This is a genomic window from Povalibacter uvarum (assembly GCF_014202975.1).
Taxonomy (GTDB): Bacteria; Pseudomonadota; Gammaproteobacteria; order Steroidobacterales; family Steroidobacteraceae; genus Steroidobacter; species Steroidobacter uvarum.
Genome location: NZ_JACHHZ010000002.1, coordinates 889,373 through 908,881, shown reverse-complemented (window position 1 = coordinate 908,881; position 19,509 = coordinate 889,373). Strand labels below are relative to the sequence as shown.

13 protein-coding genes are annotated in these 19,509 nt (G+C 63.9%); 3 read left to right on the top strand and 10 right to left on the bottom strand.

The genetic code is table 11. The features are described from left to right. Positions 1-295 precede the first annotated feature (295 nt). The 10 genes from HNQ60_RS10265 to HNQ60_RS10220 form a co-directional block, all read right to left on the bottom strand. Positions 296-661, bottom strand: a complete 366-nt coding sequence (locus HNQ60_RS10265; protein ID WP_184331313.1) for a hypothetical protein — start codon at positions 659-661, stop codon at positions 296-298. After that, entirely contained in the window at positions 658-2,193 is a 1,536-nt protein-coding gene (locus HNQ60_RS10260; RefSeq protein WP_184331311.1) for a S41 family peptidase, read from the bottom strand. The genes HNQ60_RS10265 and HNQ60_RS10260 overlap by 4 nt, the downstream gene beginning before the upstream one ends. A 498-nt stretch (positions 2,194-2,691) precedes the next feature. After that, entirely contained in the window at positions 2,692-3,513 is an 822-nt protein-coding gene (locus HNQ60_RS10255; RefSeq protein ID WP_184331309.1) for a DUF4159 domain-containing protein, read from the bottom strand. 8 nt (positions 3,514-3,521) lie between these two features. After that, positions 3,522-7,127 (bottom strand): coiled-coil domain-containing protein, encoded by a 3,606-nt coding sequence (locus HNQ60_RS10250; protein WP_184331307.1) that lies wholly within the window; start codon positions 7,125-7,127, stop codon positions 3,522-3,524. Further along, a complete protein-coding gene (locus HNQ60_RS10245; protein WP_184331305.1) occupies positions 7,124-9,193 on the bottom strand; it encodes a vWA domain-containing protein in 2,070 nt (689 codons plus the stop codon). Before HNQ60_RS10245 ends, HNQ60_RS10250 begins: the two co-directional genes overlap by 4 nt. 6 nt (positions 9,194-9,199) lie before the next feature. Beyond that, complete coding sequence (locus tag HNQ60_RS10240; protein WP_184331303.1) at positions 9,200-10,099, bottom strand: DUF58 domain-containing protein; 900 nt, start codon at positions 10,097-10,099, stop codon at positions 9,200-9,202. Next, on the bottom strand, positions 10,096-11,127 hold the full coding sequence (locus tag HNQ60_RS10235; protein ID WP_184331301.1) for an AAA family ATPase: 1,032 nt from the start codon (positions 11,125-11,127) through the stop codon (positions 10,096-10,098). The genes HNQ60_RS10240 and HNQ60_RS10235 overlap by 4 nt, the downstream gene beginning before the upstream one ends. Next, positions 11,124-13,424 (bottom strand): tetratricopeptide repeat protein, encoded by a 2,301-nt coding sequence (locus tag HNQ60_RS10230; RefSeq protein ID WP_184331299.1) that lies wholly within the window; start codon positions 13,422-13,424, stop codon positions 11,124-11,126. The genes HNQ60_RS10235 and HNQ60_RS10230 overlap by 4 nt, the downstream gene beginning before the upstream one ends. Positions 13,425-13,426: 2 nt before the next feature. Next, a complete protein-coding gene (locus HNQ60_RS10225) occupies positions 13,427-14,416 on the bottom strand; it encodes a C13 family peptidase (protein ID WP_184331297.1) in 990 nt (329 codons plus the stop codon). After that, the gene (locus tag HNQ60_RS10220) at positions 14,383-16,626 is read right to left on the bottom strand and encodes a hypothetical protein (RefSeq protein WP_184331295.1); all 2,244 of its coding nucleotides are present in this window, start codon (positions 16,624-16,626) and stop codon (positions 14,383-14,385) included. Before HNQ60_RS10220 ends, HNQ60_RS10225 begins: the two co-directional genes overlap by 34 nt. A 242-nt stretch (positions 16,627-16,868) precedes the next feature. Between HNQ60_RS10220 and HNQ60_RS10215 the strand changes: the two genes are divergently transcribed. The 3 genes from HNQ60_RS10215 (at position 16,869) to HNQ60_RS10205 (ending at position 19,495) form a co-directional block, all read left to right on the top strand. Further along, positions 16,869-17,237: an encapsulin-associated ferritin-like protein gene (locus HNQ60_RS10215; RefSeq protein ID WP_184331293.1), complete on the top strand. Its 369-nt coding sequence runs from the start codon at positions 16,869-16,871 to the stop codon at positions 17,235-17,237. 14 nt (positions 17,238-17,251) lie between these two features. Continuing rightward, a complete protein-coding gene (locus HNQ60_RS10210; protein ID WP_184331291.1) occupies positions 17,252-18,076 on the top strand; it encodes a family 1 encapsulin nanocompartment shell protein in 825 nt (274 codons plus the stop codon). A gap of 552 nt (positions 18,077-18,628) precedes the next feature. Further along, positions 18,629-19,495, top strand: a complete 867-nt coding sequence (locus HNQ60_RS10205; RefSeq protein WP_184331289.1) for a LysR substrate-binding domain-containing protein — start codon at positions 18,629-18,631, stop codon at positions 19,493-19,495. The last annotated feature ends 14 nt before the right edge of the window (positions 19,496-19,509 follow it).

Sequence of the window (19,509 nt, the reverse complement as noted above, 5' to 3'; positions counted from 1 at the left end):
TCTCTCCGGATGATCGCCGCCGCGCGAAGTCTGCGCGCAGAGTAGCACTCATGGCGATCCCGGACCGGGAAGGTATCGGCTGGTCAGGTCTTGGGGCTTCTCTTCCTCGCGCCGCCGGGCCAGCAGACGGGACAAGGCCCCGCGCCGCGATACTTGTGCCCGCGACTGCAGGTCTTCCATCCGTTGCTGGTGGCTTTCGCGCCGGCTTTGCTTCTGGAGGCCATGCCCTGTCCCTCGCTGCCTGAAGCAATGACAACTCAATAGGGAAAGCGGGAGTTCCGGCGGCGGCCGGCAATCAGCCCGTCGGGTGGCAACGCGTGCTCGTCAGTTCGTGGCGCTCGCCTGTGCGCTCGTAAATGAGCACGCAGTGGTCGGCGGACTTGATGAGATCGAACCGCTCAGGCCGACCCAGATTGCGGCCGTCGAGGGGACGGCCGCCTGCATCGGATGCACGCTCGACAAAGAGCGTGCTCGATTGGGTCAGGGCGTCGTCGGCGAGCGTGATCGAGCTGACACCGAGGGCCTTTTGCACCGTCGATAGCAACTCAGCGCGACTCTGCGCCGATGCTTCGACAATGACCGCGGGCGCATCCGCCTTCGAGGGCGACTGCGCACACGCGGTCACGATCAGAGCTGCGCCGATCGCGGCGATCCGCTTCATGCGCCGGGACGGCCGAGAATACGATTCTCACGCAGCGGCGATCGCAGCAGCACGGCGTCGGCATCAGCGCCTGGCATTCCCTGCTTTGTCACACCGACAGGTCCGCTGGGAGGTGCTGGGCACATTCCGCCGCCGATGTAGCCAAGCGCCGCGGCAAGACGACCTTCCGTCGGATCACCCAGCTGACGCATGAAGTCGTCGCGCACCGAGCATCCTGGAATCGTCGTGCCGGGCGCCGTCACGGTGTTCTGCGGAGAGAAGCCATCGGTGTAGTCACCGAATCCCGCATCGTTCACGCCTTTGAACTGAATCGCGAAGTACGTCGTGTCGCAGTTGTCGGTGGCGTAGAAGCCATACGGCTTGCCGCACGTCGTCCCGCCAATCTGGATGACCTCGACACCGACGCCCCGAAGGCCGTTCATGATCGATTCGCTGGCCGAGCAGGTTCCCGCGCCTGTCAGCACGAACACGCGGTTGAGGTTCAGCGAGGGAAGCGGAGCGTTGCTGTCGGAGGTCGAGAAGAACGGGATGGGCTGCAGCGCCTGGCCCGTCACCGCATCGTTGTTCGGATACTTGTCGTTGAACGTAAGGCGCTCGAACGTCTGGCCGCTCGTCCGCGACGAACCCGCGATCATGTACGCAAGCTCGCTGGCGATGTAGAGGTAGCCACCGCCGTTGTAGCGGATGTCGAGCACGAGCTCATCGACGCCCGCGCCTGAATTCAGCGTATTGATCGCAGTGATGAGCTGCTGCTCCGCCGTCGCGATGTGATCGTTGAACAGGAGGTAACCGACACGCACGCCCTGGTCGATGACTTTCACATTCTGCACGGGGGTCGACGTGACGTTCGCGGAGGTCAGCGACACCGTGCGCTCGCTACCGTCGTTGCTGCGCAACCGGATCTGATGGGTCTCGCCGGTGCCCTCGGGGAACAGGCCGGCATTGAGGGTATCGACGATCGCGTCCGTGTTGCCGTTGATCGCATCCGCGCCGTCGATCGCAATGATCATATCGCCGCGCTGCAGGCCGGCGTTCGCGGCCGGGGTTCCCGGATCGACGTAGGCCACGCGAACGTCACGGGGCGGGGTCGCCGCCAGCAACGCGAACTGCGCGCCGTAGCCCGCCGATATGCCCGATTGAGACAGGCGTTCCCACTCGTCCGTGGGATACCAGAAATGGAACTTGTCCTTGTCTGCTCCTGACGGTGTCGTCTCCGCGGTCCTCAGCCGGTCGAAATAGTCGAGCGGATCGGAGTACGAATTCGGATTCAGGTCCGGCACCTCGCGGTACCAGAGGTAGGTGTCGTTGATCCAGGAGCGCAGCCAGTTGTTCTCCTCGGCTGCCGTCGTGCACCGGTTGGCCAATCCCTTGTAGGGCTGAAAAATGCCGGCCGTATAGGACACCGTCCCGTTGCCGCCCCCGTTGCTGCCGCCGTCTCTCTGGCTGTCGCTCTGCCCGCCGCAAGCAGCCAGAGTCATGAGGGCCAGGCAGGTCATCGATACCCGGGCCGTGCGATTCAATCCGATGATCATTCCGTTCTCCTGACGGTTCCTGAAATCTTGTTATTCCCGACCAGACGCCACTCTCTTACATCCGCGCACCTGAATGAACTCTAAACCTGTCTAAACGGGAAGCGGATCACATGATGCCGGCCAGCTAGCCAGAATAGCCGGCTGGCCATTGGCCAGAGACAAAAAGCGGCTGCAGCAAATTGGCCTGGGGCTGGCGGCTAGCTCGCTAGCCGACTAGCTGGCTTCCCCTACGTCTGCTTAGTCCTTTCCACTCCACAACGCTTGCACCGCTCGGTGCTGACGAGCTTCCCCTGCTTCACGTCGAAGCGGCGCTCGTTCAGCAGTTCCCACTTGTGAAACCCCGAAGTGCAGAGCGTCTTGCCCTCGGCACGTTTTTGTTTGTATTTGCGAAGGCTGACGACGGACATGAGGGGAGGCGATGAGCGACGAGCTGTGAGCGGCGAGCCAGAATAGGAGAAGCGGAGCCCCTCTGGCTACCAGCTCACAGCTCGCGGCCTCTCAATGCGTCATCGCATACGTCACCACATTCACCCCCATCATGTAGGAGCGCGTGGAGAAAGTTTCGAAGTACCACTCGCCGTAGGCTTCGCGTTCCCATCCGTCGCCGATGTCGGTGTTGTGCGTGGCAACGACCATGAGGCGGCCATCATCGTCGACCCAGGCGCGCATCTGGGGATCGCGGAGAGAACCAGCGGGGTACTTGTGGGCGCCTGCGGGTTCTGCGGTGTCGCCGCCCGGACTCGCGAAGGGCAGGGCTGGAATCTGCGGCATTTCCTTCAGGTCGAAGACGGTGTGGAAGATCGGATGCTCCGGAGTCAGCACACGCCATTCGCGGCCGGGGAGCACTTCACGCATCACCGTGGCGAACTGCTGCCATTCGGCATCGCCCCAGAAATCATCGACCCACACGAAACCGCCGTTGGCGAGATAGCGCGCGAACGCTTCGATCTCCTGCCGCGAGAGGATCATGTAGCCGGGGTCGGACATGTACAGCATCGGGAAGTCGCCCAGGTCCGGCGCGGTGAGCAGGCGGCTCGCCGCCTTGGGGTTCACGTCGATGCGGGTCAGGGTGGAAAGTCGACGGCTGAAGTTGTCGTCGCCCTCGGGAAAGTCCGTTTCCCAGCGCGCCCAGAAGCGGCCGTCATAGACGTAGTACGCCTCGCCCATGCCGCCTTCGCTGTTGTAGATCGCCCGGACGAAATTGAGCTTCGAGAGATCAGGGGTTTCGCCGGAGCGGCCGCCATCGCCGGGAAGATCCGTATCGGCCGCGGCGAGCGCCGCAACCAGCAGGACCGAAAGGTAGCCGGCGACTTTTCGCACCTGCGGTCTCAACACGGCCGCGCACCCTCTGCGTTCGTGCAGTTTCCGCCGACGCGCCGGTAATACTCCGCGACTGCTTCCCGATACTCTGCGTCGTCCGGAATCGATGCCGACGTATGCGCCGATGGTGCATTGCGCGATTTCTCGATCGATGCGAGCGTCGCTAGCTCGAGTCGATCCACGAGTTTCGACAGCGCATCCAGTTGCGCGCCCAGCGATCGGCCATTCAAGCCCCTTGCTTCGCGAGCCATGCGTCGCAGTGCGCTGATCTCATCCTGCGGCAGCGCGAGGCCCGGCTGATTCGCCATTGCCTCGATGCGCTGCCCGATTTCTGCTGCTTCCCGCGACCGGAACTGGCCAGCGCCCGTTTCGAGTGTGGGTGTGTTGGTGCCGCTCGTACCTTGCCGTGTGTTCGACGGATCCCAGGCGCTCAGGCCATTGCGTGTTCGATCGGTGCCGTTGCCCTGGCCGCCCGACGATTCTCCGCTCTGACCGTTTGCATCGCCCTGGCTGCCTTGTTGAGCACCATTCTGCTGAGCGCTGCTATTGCCCCGCTGCGATTCCGCGTCGCGAAGTGCGCGACGCAGGTCGCCTAGCTCAGCGAGCAGTTGCTGTGGATCCGCCGCCTGCTGTTGTCCTTGCGCTTCGTTCGCGGCGACGCGAGAGATCACACGCAGATCGCGTTCGAGCGTCTCCAATGCCTCGGCAATCAATCCCTCGCGGGGCGCTGCATCGCGCGCCCTACCGTAGCGAATCTCCGCAGCGCTGCGCTCGAGCCGGTGAACCAGGTTGGCGCCTTCGAGCTCGCCGAGGGTATCGCCCAGACGCTTGGCCGACTGGGGATTGCGCCCGCTGTGATCGTTCAATGCCTCGCGCATCTCACGCTGGATGTCGTTCACCTCGTCGGCCATCTGCTGTTTGCGTTCGACCAGCCGTTGCGACCGTGCAGGCTGCAGTTGCCCGCGTTGACGCGCCGATCCCATCGCATCGCCGAGCGCGTCGTACAGCTCCGCCTCGACCGATCGCTGCTCGCCGACGAGCTTCTGCGCGCGATCCGCCAGCCGATCGACTTCGTCCGCCATCGAATCGCCTCGCGGCTGCTGCTCCAACTGGTCGAGTGCCCGCCGCAGATTGCGACTGGCTTCCTGGGCGGAGCGCGGATCGGAGTCGCGATTGGCAGCGCGCATTTCATCGAGCGCCTCGCGCATCGACTGCAGCGCGGCTGAAGAGGTCGATCCCGACTGGCCGTTCTGGGACTGGCCGTTCTGGGACTGGCCGGTTTGCGACTGGCTCGTTTGCGACTGTCCCGTCTCTGACTGTTCCTGAGCCGAAGTGCTCTCGCTGTTGCGCGCCGACTGTTGTGAGTTCTGAGAGCGCGTCAGTTCCTCCAGTCGCCGCCGCAGATCCTCTGCTTCACGTCGTAACTGCTCCTGTTGCCAGCGCTGTTCGCGAGACTGCGCCGCACGATTTGCCTGCTGCGCCAGCCGTTCCTGCCGCTCGGCGAGCTCTTTGAGCTTGCGCAAGGCGTCGTCCAGTTCCTCGCGCTCGTTGCGCTGCGAAAGCTGTGACTGCGTCTCGTAGTGATTCTTGTCGACATCCATTTCGAGCTCGAACATCTCCGTGAAGTTGCGTTCCGCCTGCTGCCCGCCGCCGCCCGATTGATCGCGCTGCATCGCGACCTGCACGTCGCGGAATGCCGTTTCCGCGCGAAGAAGTTGCTGCAGCGCCTGCTGCTCGGCCGGAATCGCGGATTCGAGCTCGAAATCGGTCAGGTGCTTCGCCGCCGGCTCCATCGCCTTTACGGCGGCTTCGAGACTCTCGACGAACTGCCGGATGAGGGGGTCCTGATCGATCGATGCGCGCGCCCGTGTTCGTTCCGACAGTGTGCGCGCCTGAGTGGCCAGCTTGAGTTGCAACTCCGCGAGCATTTTCGCGCTGTCCTCGAGCTGCGCGCGCGATCGCGAGTTCGTGCGGGCGGAGCGCTGCGTATTCCAGGTTGCGAGCAGGATTTCCCGTTGCCGTTCGGAGATCGCGCCCTGCTCACCCGCCGCGTCGTCGCCACCGCCTCCACCGCCGCCCTGTCCTTCACGGAAGCGACGCTCGAACGGCTGCACCTGCACAACGAACAGATCGGTTTCGACGATCTGCTTGCGATCCTTGGCCACCGCGTAATAGGAAACGAGATCGCCCGGTGCCAGCAGTTGTGATTCTCCACCGGATGCCGACGGCCCGAGCTCCTCCATCCGCAGCAGCGACTCCACGTCTGCCTGCTTCGAGCCGGATGCAACGCGGCGCGACTGTTCCTTCCCGCCATTCACCGAGTAGCGCAGTTCGACCTGCTGCAGACGGAAATCATCCTGGGCCTGCACGGCGACCGGCACTTCTTCGATGTTGGTTGCACGCCAGTCGCGACCTGGCTTGCGGATCTCGATGGTCGGCTTCTCGTCGCTCACGATGTCGATCCGGTACTCGTCTGTGAGAGCAACCTGCTCCTCGGCGACGCGCGAACTGACGTGATAGTTGCCGGGGCGGGCGACTGCGATCGTGCCGGTACCGCCAGTCTTCGTCGGCTCCATCTCGACGAGCGTGCCGTCGACGACCAGCGCGGGTGCCTGCAGCGGCGCGTCGGCGAATACTTCGACCTGCACTTCTGTGTCCGTGACCGCGCGAATGTCACGCACCACGTCCTCGGTCCGCGCCGGCAGATCGGTCCACTCGGGATAGCGATAAGTCAGCTTCACGCGCTCGATCTTCGGCAGATCGACGACGGCGACGTTGTGATCGGCGCTGCGCTCGGCGTTGCGACCGTCATCGGCGGAGACGTAGTACTGCAGCGGTCCGCGCAGCGCGAACAACCTGAATTCCCAGTGCGACTTCTCGCCATCGCCGACGACCTGCATGGGTGCGCGTTCCCACTCCTGCTGGTCGGCGAAGCGCACAAAGACCTGGGCGCTTTGCGGCGAGAATCCGCGAACGTCTGCGCGAATCGTCAGGTCGCTGTTGCGCCGGACGGTCACATCGCCCGGCTTCACGTCGATCTGCCGGACGGGCACCGCTTCGCGCGGCAGTTCGGCGCCGAGCAGCAGATACCGGCTGCCGTAGCCCCAGAACGTCGGACCTGCGAGCAACAGGAATCCCAGAATGGCGACGGCCGCCACGATGGCCGCTGATGCCGCATAGAGGCGAGAAGCGGGAATGACTTCTCGTACCGGTGTCGCGCGATCCTTTGCAAGCGCATCACTGGCCAGCAACTCCGCCAACGGTGACACCTGACCACTTTGCTCGCGCTGGCGTGCGTCGAGATACGTCTCGATGCGCCCACCTTGTTCTGGCAACCACCGCTCCAGTTCGCGCGCTCCGTTCCCACGTCGCAGCCGATGCAGCGGAATCGCGATCAGCGTTGCGCTCACCAGGATGACGGTCAGTGCAAGAAGCACACGGCCGATGGAAGCCCACTGCCCAGCAAACCCGTCCCGGTGAAGCAGCCACACAGTCGCCAGCACGATCACCAGTGCGACACCCGCAATCACCGCACCAGCTCGCACATATATGTGTGCGCGAATCCGGCGCTGCAGTTGCTGGAGATATTGCTCGAGTCGTTCGCGAGCGCTCATCGGGGCACCTCACGCCGGACGGCGAGCGCGTGATTCCCATAAAGGATCTCTGCGACGAACAACAAAGCGAAAAGCAGCAGCACCCAGTAGCCGATCGCGATTCGCGGGGCCTCAACCGGGGCCTCGCTTTCAGGGCTCACCGGTATGGGCGCCGCGCGCTGCATGCTCTGCCAGCGTTGTAAGCTCGCCTCGCTCATGCGCGCCAGATTTGATTCGCGAATGTCGGTATTCACTGCGAGCCACCTGACACCGCCGTCGCTGCGGATCTCGTAAAACCCCGCGAGCGTGGGAATCAACCGGTCGGCGCTCGCGGTGTCATTGAGATTCAGCACGCGCCGGCCTTCTGGATCGAATATCTGCCCGCCATGCGTCGCGGTCAATCCGGTTGGGACGACGGCGCCGACACGCGAGCTCGTGGTCGATGCACCGGCACCCGTCAGCCAGGTCGTTGCCTGTGACATGAAGTTGACGAACAGGGGATGCGTTGCGAAGTCGTTCCAGTCACGAGCCAGCGGCGTCGCCAGCACGAGCAGGCGGCCAGCCCCCAGGGCGCGTTCGATCAGCAGCGGCTCGCCGTCCTGAAGTTCGATCAGCACCTTGTCGCTTGCAGCCGGCGTGATCTGCAGGTGACGCAAAAAGTGAATGTCCTGCCAGCCCTCCGCCTGCCGCAGCGCGGGGTGGCTCGTATCGACTTGTGCGACTCGTGTCGGCTGAGTAACCACGTTGCGGACGGGCAGGTCGGCCAGCAAGCCCACGCTGCGTTCTGCCGCCCCGGGCCCCAGCATGACAAGCGCAGCGCCGCCTGCGCGCACGTAGTCGGTGATCCTCGTGTTCGCCGCACTGCTCAACGCATTCACGTCGGTCACGACGACCGCCGCGTAATTCTGCAAACCCCGATTCTCGACTTCCTGCGTGTTGCGCTGCTCGGTCACGAGGCGCGGCGTCGTGAGCGAACCGATGGCCGCCGCTGCATACACGGCATCATCTGCTTCCCGATTGCGCGACAGCACCAGGACACGCGGATCGGCATGCTGAAGAATCGCGTAGTGGCGATCGTCCTGCGGCAATGCATCCTGCGGCTCCAGCCGCACTTCCATCCGCCGCACGCTGGGCGTCGGCGGCGGCAGCGGGAGTTGCACCTGCGCGCTCGCCAGCGCCAGATCCTGGGACTGCGTCGACTGTGAAAGCAGATCCGGCGGTGGATTGCCTTCACCTTCGTGCATGCTCGCTGCCGTCACCGCGGGTCCGATCTGGAATGAACGGCGGGCGACTTCGCTGCCATCGACGAAGAGGACGGCTTCGCGGCGCTGGATGCTGGTCGCGCTCGTCTTCACGTTCACGGCCAGCGTCTCGGCGGCGGGCCGCTCGATGCCGTCTATGTAGGTGTTGGCCGCGTTCGGCTCACCGATGTCATGGAAAACGGGCTTCGTGCCGGCCGGCGGCTCGAGATCGGCGAATCTCAACGGGCCCGCTGATTGCTGCAGATCCGAGATCAGGTGCAGCTCGACCGGCAGGCGTGTCGTGCCGAGCCACCCGGACGCAGTCGACATCAGCAAGCCGTAGTCGAGACGATCGACGCCCGGCTGAATCGTCCGTAGCGCCATGCGGACTTTGTCGCTCTCGCCCACCGGCACGGCGTTGTGCACGACATCGATGCGACGCCCACCGGCTTCCACGAGCAACAACTGATCGCCGGGCTTCGCTGCGTCGATGACGCTGCCCGCCACGTCGATCGCACGCTGCCAGCGCTCGCCGTGCCGCATCGACAACGACGTATCCATCACGATCGCATGCAGTCGCGCATCCGGATTCACTACGGGCACTGCGCGCGGTGACACCAGCGGGCCTGCGAACGCCAACGCCAGCAACACGAGCAACAGGATTCGCAACGCAAGCAGCAACCAGTAGCGCAACGTACGCTTCGCGGTTCGTTGTGTCTCGCTTGCTTCCAGGAGCATCAGGGATGCGAATGGGTGTCTCGTCGGATTCGCGCGCGCGACGCGGTGCAGCCACAGCGGCAGCGCTATGGCGAGCAATCCGGCGAGAAATGCGGGCGCGAGGAACATCGGGGTTCAGTGACGACGTTGGCGAAAGAGCAAGTAACGGCGCAGTGCATCGTTGAGCGGCTGATCACTCGGCAGGAGGGCGTAGCTCGCACCGACGCTGGCAGCCGTCGAACGCAATCCATCGAGATGCGCCTGCAGACGCTGTTGATAGCGACGCTCCAGGAACTCGGGCGACACATTCAGGCTGGCGCGGGTCTCGACATCCTCGAGCAGCACGGATTCCTGCCATCGAGGCATGATCTCCTGGGGGTCGAGCACCTGCAGGACCATCACGTCATGCCCCTGGCTGGTGAGCGGCTGCACCGCACGCATCATTGCGGCAGGTTCGCAGTAGAGATCCGAGATGAGCGCGATGAGGCTGCGGCGCGAGAGATGCTCGCGGAAGGTCTGGAAGCTGGCCTCGAGATCCGTCCCGCCGCCCGGAGTGACAGCGTCGATCGTGTGGATGATGGTTTGCAGGTTGCCGCTGCGGCTCGTCGCGGGCCGGACCTGCCGCAGCTTCTCATCGAACACGATGAGACCGACCGGGTCGTGCTGCCGTGAAGCCAGGTAAGCGAGTGCGGCGGCGATGTACTTCGCGTACTGCAGCTTGCTGACGTCGCCCGGTCGCGAGGCGTATCCCATCGATGCGCTTGCGTCGAGGAGAATCATCAATCGCGTGTTCGTTTCGCCTTCATAACGCCGGATGTACGTGCGATCAGTGCGCGCATAGACATTCCAGTCGACGAATCGCGGATCGTCGCCTTCGGTGTAGGCGCGGTATTCCCGAAATTCCTGGCTGAAGCCGAACTGCGGTGAACGATGCAATCCCATCAGGAACCCGTGCACCGCGGTGCGCGCGATCAGCTCGAGATTCGCAAGACTCGCGAGCGTGGCGGGCGGCAGGAGATGGGACGCAGCACTCATCGGGCGATCACTTCCTTCAGGACGTCGTCCACGCTCCTGCCGTCTGACTCCGCCTGGTAGTTGGTGAGCACACGATGGCGCAGCACGGGCAGCGCGAGGACCCGCAGGTCGTCTTCGGTGACGTGATAGCGGTTCTGCATCAATGCGCGCGCCTTCGCTGCGAGACACAGAAACTGCGTCGCACGCACGCTGGCGCCGTAGCGAACGTACCGACGCACGCTCTCCGGAGCATTCGACTCGGCGGGGCGCGTCGCCCGAATCATTTCGACGGCACGACGTGTGATCTGCGAAGACACCGGAACCTGCCGCACCAGCCACTGGAAGCTGATGATCTCCTCCGCATTGGTGCACGCCTGGATGGGCGGCGGTTTCATGCGGGTCGTGTTGCGATCGACGACTTCCACTTCATCCTCGACGGCGAGGTAATCGAGCAGCACGTTGAACACGAAGCGATCGAGTTGCGCCTCGGGCAGCGGATACGTTCCTTCCAGCTCGATCGGGTTCTGGGTCGCGAGCACGAAGAACGGCGGTGTCAGTAAATGCGTCGTGCCGCGCACAGTCACCGAGTGCTCCTGCATCGCTTCCAGCAGCGCGGCCTGTGTCTTGGGCGGCGTGCGGTTGATCTCGTCCGCGAGCAGCACGTTCGTGAACAGCGGACCCGGCACGAACGTCCAGCGCCGATGGCCAGTCGTGATGTCCTCCTCGATGATGTCGGTACCGGTGATGTCCGTCGGCATGAGATCCGGCGTGAACTGCACACGCTTGAACGTGAGTCCGAGCGCTTCAGCGAGCGTGCGCACGAGCAGCGTCTTTGCGGTGCCCGGCATGCCGGTGATCAGACAATGACCTCCGATCAACAGTGTCAGCAGCAGGTGCTCGACGACTTCGTCCTGTCCGACGATCACTTTGCGGACCTCGGTGCGGATCGCGGCGAGTCGTTCGTGAAACGTTCCCACCAGCGCGGCGGCATCCGGTTGCAGTTCGCCAGGCGAGCCTTGCGGAGGGGATTCGTGCGTCGACAATTTCATTCCTGTCGCTCCTCGATCATCTGCAGCAGCAAGGACTGCGCGGGCTTGTAGTGGGGTGCGGTTTCCAGGGCGTCGAGCAGATGGCGCCGACTCGCCTGGAGATCGCCTTGTGCCCGGAAAGCCCGGGCCATTCCGAAATGGGCTGTCGCCGGATCGTGTGCGTCGAGCGCGAGCAGCACTTCGAATTCACGCAACGAATCTTCAGCGCGGCCAGCCTCGAGCCACTGCTCGCCGAGCTTCAGGTGCTGCTGCGAGTTGAGCGGATCACCGTAGTTCACCGCAGCGAGTGCTTCCGTTGCAGCCATCGATTGCCCGGCTGCCTCGAGCCACTCAGCGAGCTGGCGTAGCGCATGGGGATCCCAGCCACCGGCCTGGCGATAGCGGGTGAGCGCATCGATGGCCTGCTCACGCTGGCCTGTCTTGTCGAGCGACTTCGCGAGCAGCAGATAGGGGCTGTCGGAGGCAATATCCTCCGGGAAGATCGCGATGGCTGTGCGCGCTGAATCGATGACAGCCTGCCATTGCTCGCCTTCGACCGATTTGCGTGCAAGCGTCGCCGCGCGCTGCCACTCGTCGAAACGGGCGAGCGCCGTCGAGTAGCGCTGGCGGACGAAGGCATCGAACTGCTCGTCGAACTCCTTCACCGGCACCTTGAACGTTGCCTCGATCGCATCCTTCGTGGAGATCTCGCGATTGAACTGCCGCAACAGTACGGGCAACTGCTCGAACCCCCAGCGCTGTTCGATGAACAGGCAGATGAGCCCTGCCTGCATATAGGAAACCTGGACCTGGTCGGGGTACTGCGGCCGGATGAAACCGGAGTCGAGATCGGCAACGGACAGGAATTTCTTCGCGCGCAGCGCAGCGATCGCCTCCGGCGGCACAACGACACCGGGCACCGGTCCGGTCCGCCATTCCTCGAAGACGGAAACACCTTCGCTCAACCAGCGGGGTACCCGGTTGTCCGTCATCGACAGCGTGAACACGTGCGCCATCTCGTGCCACAGCGTCGTGCCCCAGTGAAAATCGCCGCTCGCACGGCCGGATGGGCTGTCCATCACGACAAGCGGTCCGAAGGTGACGCCGAGCAGTCCGATGCCCGGGAGCGCCGCAACGCGAACCGCGAAGTCATCGTGATTCGGGTAGAGCTCGACGGTGAGCGGCTCGGTCGGCCGATAGCCGTAGCGACGCGAGAATGTGATGACGCTGTCGCGCGCGAGCTCGAGCACATAGGGATGCAGCGCCCCGGCTTCCTTGCGATTCAATCGCAGCAGGATCTCGACATCCGTCGAGGCCGTCTCGCCGCTTGCCGGCAGCGTGAACTTGTTCGACGACACGTCCACTTCATCGACGCGATCCAGCAGGCGCAGTGTATTGACGATCGTCGGGCTGTACGGATCGCCGCTGTACGCGGTCTGCAGATGCTGTCGCGCCTCCTCGATCTGGCCCTGACGCAGCAGGTTGGCGCCGAGGTCGGCATGCGCTGACCAGAGATCGGGCTGGACTTCGATCGCCTTGCGCAGCAGCGGCGTCGCCTCGCGATACCGGCGGCGCATGACTTCGAAATGCGCGAGATCGTCGAAGACCATACCGTAGCGCGGGTTGTAGTTGAGTGCGCGCGTTACCCAAGTGTTCTTCACCATCGTCGCGCTGTCGCGTCCGCGGGCGAGATCGAGCGTGGCACGAGCGGAGTACAACTCCAGCGGCGGTAGTCCGTCCGGTGTGCTCTTCGCTGCGCGGTCGAGCGATGCATCTGCCTCGTCGAGCTGGCCCTCTTCGAGGAGCATGCGGGCTGCCAGCAAGTGAGCCTCGTAGTTGCGATCGTCTTCGCCCAGGACCTGCTCGACGATTGCTTTCGCCTGACCATCGAAGCGTTCGGCGTAAAGATGGGCAAGCGCCAGGCGTCCGTACACGTCGCTGGGAGAAAGCTCGAGCGCTTCGCGAAGCAGCGTTTGCGCATCGGCGTACTGATGCGTTTCGACAAAGAGTCGCGCCCAGCGCACGCGTGCATGAATCAATCGCTGATTGCCTCGGACAGCATCGCGGAACAATCGATTCGCCCGCTGCAGATCGCCAAGCCGCCATGCCGCCTCTGCACGGGTAACGGCTGTGTACGGGCCGTTGAGCACGCGCGTGTAGCATTCCTGTGCATCACCTTCGCGGCCGCGGTACTCATGGTCGTCGCATGACTTGAGCTCATCGGGACGGCGCGGGTCGTAGTCGATGGATTGCGCGAGACTTGCGAGGGGCAGTGCGAGGAAGCACACGACCGGAATGGTGGAAAGGAGGGCGCGCATCGCTATTCCCTCCCCGCCGGTTGCTTCGCATCGATCTGCCGCTGCAGTTGCGCGAGCCTGACGAGCACGCCTTCGAGCTCGTCGTAGTACGCGTCCACAACCATCGACGCCTTGCGCTCCTTCACCGCATCCAGTTCGCGCTCGATGCGTACGCGCTGCGCATACATCTCGTTCATCGCGGGATCGGATGTCACGCGAGCCGCCGTGCCCATGCGCGCAACCTGGAATCGCCCCGCGTTCTCGCCGGAAAGACGCGAGTGCTCAGTGGCGAGGAGCGCATCGGACTTGAACGACTCCGTCACCTTGCGCGTGGCGTACTCGAACGCCTCGGTGGCCGTGATGATGTCGTCCTTGTTGGTGTCGGCTTCGAGACTCGTGAGGGCACTGACCCAGTGCTCGGCAAAGCGTGTCGCAGTTCGTTCGCCGCCGCTCTTCGTAGCCGTGATGACGAGGCGCTGCTCACGCTTCCAGCTGTCGACGACGGCGCCGCTCGCGCTCGTTGCATTCACGATCAACTGGCGCCGTGCCCGAAGCGCATCGAACAACGTGCCCAGTTCGGCAGCGGTGAGATCCGGACCCGGCAGATTGAACCGGTACTGTTCGCCGTCGAACGTTCCGTGACCGATGAGCGTGATGATCACTTCATCGTCGGGCCCGGCCTTCGCAGCGAGCGAACGCAGCTCGCGCCTCACGGACTCGCGATCGGCTTTCGCCCCCGTCAGCAATGTCGTCGTCGCTTCGCTGCCCGTGAGATTGCGCGACGCGGCCGCGATCTTCTCAGCCTGTTCGCTGAACCGCTGCTCATAGCCCGGCTCGCCACCGAGCCCACTGACGACCAGCGAATACGTATCCGCACTGACTCCACTCGCTAGCAGGACGGCGCCCGCGAAAAACCACTGAGTGCTGGCGGCCCGCGCCTTGCCAGCAGCCAGCAGCCGGTCGCCAGTCGCCCATCTCTTCACAGCCGTCCCCACCTTAGCCGCAGCAGCCATTCGCTGAGCTTCAGCGCCAGCAAGACCAGAAACACAATCGGCAGATTCCACAGATCGAGCGTCTGCCGCTCGACGATACCCGCCTTCGAATAGGGGATGGCGGCGGCGAGTTGATCCAGGTCGGTGAGTTTCCAGTAACGGCCGCCGGTGACCGAAGCGATGCGCTCGAGCACGGGACGGTTCTGGCGCACGCCGTAGTGCTCCAGCAATCCGTCGTTGCGACGGACGTAGGCGGTGGCTGTTTCCAGCTCGCCTTCCGGGGTGCGGGCAGTCATATCGATTCGATACAGGCCGGTCGCGGGCGCGTCGAAACTGGCGACATAACGTCCTTCGCCGGACTGCGAGGGCTGCATTGCAACGCTGTACGGCTCGTCGCGTTCCGGCGCAACCAGAAGTTCGACCTGCGCGCCGTCGATCGGTTCGAAGCGCGCATTGCGCAACTGCGCTTCCAGGTGCACCTGGCGCTCGTCGTTGTACACGGACCGCTCGCTCGTCAGGGACGCCCGGGGCGGCGCGCCATCGGCCAGCGCATGAGCGAGCTGCCGCCAGAACAATTCGTGACGCTGATCAGCCGGCTCCGTACTCAGCTGCCAGCGCAGCGTGCTCGCGGTGCCGAGCAGGTAGGTTGCTCCCTGACCGAACCGTTGCCATACCAACAGGGGCGTCGCCCCCCGCTCGACACCTGCTTCGAGCAGAACGATCGCACCCGGCTTCAATCGGCCAAGCGCCTGAAAGTCAGCCAGCCTCGGCAGGGTCTGCCACAACTCCGCATTGCGGGCGGGATCGACATGGAGGCGCGTGATCGGGGATTCAGTGGCGTACAGCGTGGGTCGCGCGAGCGCCACCCGCTGAATGAAACTCTGTGGCTGTCGTTGCGGCAGCTGGGTCGGCAACGTTTGCGCCAGGGCCGTGCGGTCCCAGCCGCCGGCCGAGAGTCCGTTTCGCCCTGCCAGCATCAGCACGCTGCCGCCGCGCCGATCAACGAACTGGCGCAGCATCTGATGCTGCTGCGTCGACAGGCTGGCCGAATCGAAGCTGCCGATGATCAGCGCGTCGTACGAAAACAGTTCGGCAAGATCGGACGGGAATCCATCGGGCAACTCGGTGCCCGAGCTCACTCCCTGGCGGAAATATTTGTTCGGCGTCGTGCGCACGGCGCTCGTCAGCCGCAACGATCGCTCGGGTTCGATCGCGCGGCGCAGGAACTTGTATTCCCATCGCGGCTCGCCTTCGACATAGAGAATGCGACGGCGGGCCGCGGGCACATTCAGCACATGCGCGCGTGAATTGTTGATGAGATCCGGTTCGCCTTCGAGACCGTCGAGCGCGAATCGCAGGTCGTGCGTGCCCGGATCGCCCGCCGGAAATTCGATGGTGTGCGTGCTGACCGATGAGCTCGCGGGCAGCACGATCTCGCGCGCCGCCAGCAGTTTCTCCTGATCGTAAACGCGCAGACGACTCTCGCCGCCCGCATCGTGGCGGACGCGAACCGAAGCGGTCACCGTTGCACCCGCCGGCGCAACCTGTGCGACACGGACTTGTTCGAGCTCGAGATCGGCCGGGATCTTCTCGGCACCGACCCCGACGGTGTGAACCGGAACGCCATAGGACGCAATCGCCGCGAGCTGTTCTTCGCTCAGCGTCTCGCCATTTTCCGCGCCATCGGTCATCAGGACGATGCCGGCGAGCGGGACGCTGCCGGCAGTCTGCAGCAACTGGATCAGCGAATCGCCGATGCGGGTCTGTGCTCCTGGTGGCGGCATCGCCTGCAGGGTCGGCAGCGACTCTGCCTTGCCGGCGAAACTGAACAGCCGGACTTCGAAGCTTCTCTGCAATGCGGCAAGCGCATCTTCGTCCAGTGCTGCCGCCGCGCGCTGCAGACGCGAACGAGCGCCGTCGCCGTCGACCATGTCGTCGTAGGCCATGCTGCCCGACGTATCGATGGCGATCGCCAGGACGTTCTCCCGGTCGCGAACCCGTTCGACGTGCAGTACGGGCCGCCAGAGCATGCCCAGGAGCAACGCGAGCAAGGCCGCCTGCAGAACGCCGATCGTGGCCAGCTTCGCTGCACCAAGCGGCCGGTTGCGCCAGAGCGTCGCCGCAATCACTGCGACGCCGATGATGAACGCAGCCGCCAGCATCCAGCGTGGCCATCCGCTTGCAAGGGCAAATGTGCCGGTTCGCCAGGCCCACAACGGATGCGTGAACATGAGCTCGAACACCACCCACTAATAGTTTATGGATCTGATGGTGGCAAGCAAAGAAAAGCGGTTGGCGGTTGGCGGTTGGTTCGGAACCGGAGCGGCTCGTGGCTTGTTCCCCCGTCTTCTCGTCCGAACTAACCGCCAACCGCTAACCGCCAACCGCTTCGTCCTATGCGTACAGAGTTGCAGTACATCCCTACGCCATCATTGCGAATGGCGACTACCTACTTCCTTCACGGAGTCCTTCCATGACTGCCAGCAGTGCCGGGTTGCATGAGGATGCGGATCGACTGAAAAAGGAAACGATCGATCGGCATCGGGCGGTCGCGTCGCTGATGGAAGAGCTCGAGGCAGTCGACTGGTACGACCAGCGTATCGATGCGTCCGATGACGCGCAGCTGCGCCAGATCCTCGCGCACAATCGTGACGAGGAAAAAGAACACGCGGCGATGGTGCTCGAATGGCTGCGGCGTCACGACCCGAAGCTCGATGAGCACCTGCGCACGTATCTCTTCACGGAGAAGCCGTTGCTGGAGATCGAGCACGAAGCGGAGCACGGATCCGGCGACGGAGCCGACAACGACGGCTGCCTCGACATCGGCAGCCTGCGCAAGTAGCTGGAGTCGCGCTCATGAACGATTTGTTACGCCCACTCGCCCCGATCTCGGCCGATGCCTGGAAGGAAATCGATGCGGAGGCCAGCCGCACGCTGAAAGTGCTGCTCGCGGCTCGCCAGCTCGTCGACTTCAATGGTCCGCTGGGCTGGGACACCGCAGCTGTCTCTCTCGGGCGTGCGGAGAAATTGTCGCCACCGATTCAGGAAGGCGTCGCATCGAGAGTGCGCCTCGTACAGCCGATGGTCGAAATTCGCATTCCGTTCGAAGTGCAGCGCGAAGAGCTCGAAGCCGTAGCGCGCGGTGCGAAGGATCCTGATCTCGATTCCGTGCGCAACGCTGCACGCGCCGCCGCTGTGGCCGAGGATCGAGCTATTTTTCAGGGCTACGATGCGGCGCGCATCGACGGCATCTTCCGTGCGTCGGCACCACAGAGCCTCACGATCCCGGATTCGTTCGAGGCCTATCCGGACGTCGTCGCCGAAGCGACTCATCGTCTGCGCAGCGAAGGAGTGAACGGTCCCTACGGCATCGCGCTCGGTCCTCGCTGCTACACCGGGCTTACGCGCAGCACGTCTCGCGGCTATCCCGTCATCGATCACGTACGCGAATTGCTCGATGGTCCCATCGTGTGGGCACCCGCCGCCGATGGTGCCGTCGTGATGAGCCTGCGGGGCGGCGACTTCGAACTGTCGGTCGGCCAGGACTTCTCCATCGGCTATCTCGACCACACGAGCACGTCCGTCCTGCTCTATCTGCAGGAGAGTTTTACGTTTCGCGTGCTTTCGCCCGAGGCGGCTGTACCGCTGACCTATGCGAAGGTGGCGAACGGCAAGACGTAACGAAACGGTCCCATCGCCGCCCGTTTTGTTGTCATGGATATTTGCGTTAATCGCACGCAGCGCCGCACTGTATAAGTGCGGTGTCGAGGGATGCGTTGTCCCGGCTGGAGCAGCAACGCTGCTTCGGCGCGAGCGGAAAGGCGGAAAACCGGCCTTCCGCATGTCGGCACGGGACTTGCTTTGTCCAGGGTAAGGAAATCTGCATCGTTGAAAGCGCCGTCGCGTGCATTCGGGGAAACCCCGAACGAAACCGACGGCATACGTCCGGGGGTGATCGGCACACAGCCAGATGCTCTCGGACCGCTGAACCGGACCCTGAGTGATCTGTCTCAGTGTCAGTCATCCAAGCGCTGCCGCCGCTGCGCTCAACCATCCGGATTCGTTCAACCAGGCCCCGCGCGGGCGGTGCAACCAGGCCCGCGCGAGCGGTGAAATTTTGTCATTGGGCGACACCGTCGCGTCCGGTTTGCGGCGAAACGGTTCAGCCTGCGCAAGAGAGAAAGTGGATCTGTCGTCGCGAGTCGTCGTCAAAGGGATATGCGTCTACCTTCATTGAAATTTCTGAAGACCTTCCAGGTCGCCGCTGCCCGCCTGAGCTTCAAGGCGGCCGCGGAGGAATTGTTCATCACGCCCTCGGCCGTGAGTCACCAGATCAAGGCGCTCGAGGAGCAGCTCGGTGTACCGCTGTTCGATCGCGGACCGCATTCGCTCACGCTCACGGAAGCCGGCGAACATTATCTGCAGCACATCGATTCGATGTTCTCGCGCCTCGAATCGGTGACGGAACAGCTCAAGGCCCGCTACGGCCGCGGCGTCGTCCGTCTGCACATGCCGCCGTTCTTCGCGACTGAGCTGCTGCTGCCGAAGCTGCCCGCGCTGCTCGAAGCGCAACCCGACACAGACATTCATATCAACACCGCTCTCGCGCCGATGCAGACGCATCCGTCCGATGCGGATGTATCGATCGTAGTGAACGCTACGCCGGACTCCGGTCTCGATTGCCACAAGCTCTTCTCGCAGGCGTTCGTGCCCGCCTGCTCGCCTTCACTGCTGCTGCGGACACCGATCAATACGGTCGAGGATCTGAACCAGCACACGCTGATCGTTCACGAAGCGCGTCGCGATGGCTGGGAGCGCTGGGCCGAATCGCTCGGCACGCGCCTGCGTCCGAAGAAGATCGTGCGCTTCGACACGATGGCCGCCGCTGCCGAAGCCGCGGAGCATGGCGTTGGCGTCGCACTCGTCGCTTCGCGCATCGGCAATGACCGCTTCGAGCAAGGATCGCTCGTGCGCCTGTTCAGCACGGAGCTGCAGACGGGCGAGAGCTACTTCCTTCTCCTGCGTCGCGAGGATGCGAATCGTCCCGACGTGCGCGCGCTCACTCAGTGGCTGCTCAACGAGTTCCGGATCGCAGCGTGACGCACGTCACACAC

Excerpts from the sequence above, each read along its gene's own strand:
- HNQ60_RS10265 (WP_184331313.1), bottom strand. The coding sequence starts at position 661 with ATGAAGCGGATCGCCGCGATCGGCGCAGCTCTGATCGTGACCGCGTGT.
- HNQ60_RS10260 (WP_184331311.1), bottom strand. The coding sequence starts at position 2,193 with ATGATCATCGGATTGAATCGCACGGCCCGGGTATCGATGACCTGCCTG.
- HNQ60_RS10250 (WP_184331307.1), bottom strand. The coding sequence starts at position 7,127 with ATGAGCGCTCGCGAACGACTCGAGCAATATCTCCAGCAACTGCAGCGC.
- HNQ60_RS10245 (WP_184331305.1), bottom strand. The coding sequence starts at position 9,193 with ATGTTCCTCGCGCCCGCATTTCTCGCCGGATTGCTCGCCATAGCGCTG.
- HNQ60_RS10240 (WP_184331303.1), bottom strand. The coding sequence starts at position 10,099 with ATGAGTGCTGCGTCCCATCTCCTGCCGCCCGCCACGCTCGCGAGTCTT.
- HNQ60_RS10235 (WP_184331301.1), bottom strand. The coding sequence starts at position 11,127 with ATGAAATTGTCGACGCACGAATCCCCTCCGCAAGGCTCGCCTGGCGAA.
- HNQ60_RS10230 (WP_184331299.1), bottom strand. The coding sequence starts at position 13,424 with ATGCGCGCCCTCCTTTCCACCATTCCGGTCGTGTGCTTCCTCGCACTG.
- HNQ60_RS10225 (WP_184331297.1), bottom strand. The coding sequence starts at position 14,416 with ATGGCTGCTGCGGCTAAGGTGGGGACGGCTGTGAAGAGATGGGCGACT.
- HNQ60_RS10220 (WP_184331295.1), bottom strand. The coding sequence starts at position 16,626 with ATGTTCACGCATCCGTTGTGGGCCTGGCGAACCGGCACATTTGCCCTT.
- HNQ60_RS10215 (WP_184331293.1), top strand. The coding sequence starts at position 16,869 with ATGACTGCCAGCAGTGCCGGGTTGCATGAGGATGCGGATCGACTGAAA.
- HNQ60_RS10210 (WP_184331291.1), top strand. The coding sequence starts at position 17,252 with ATGAACGATTTGTTACGCCCACTCGCCCCGATCTCGGCCGATGCCTGG.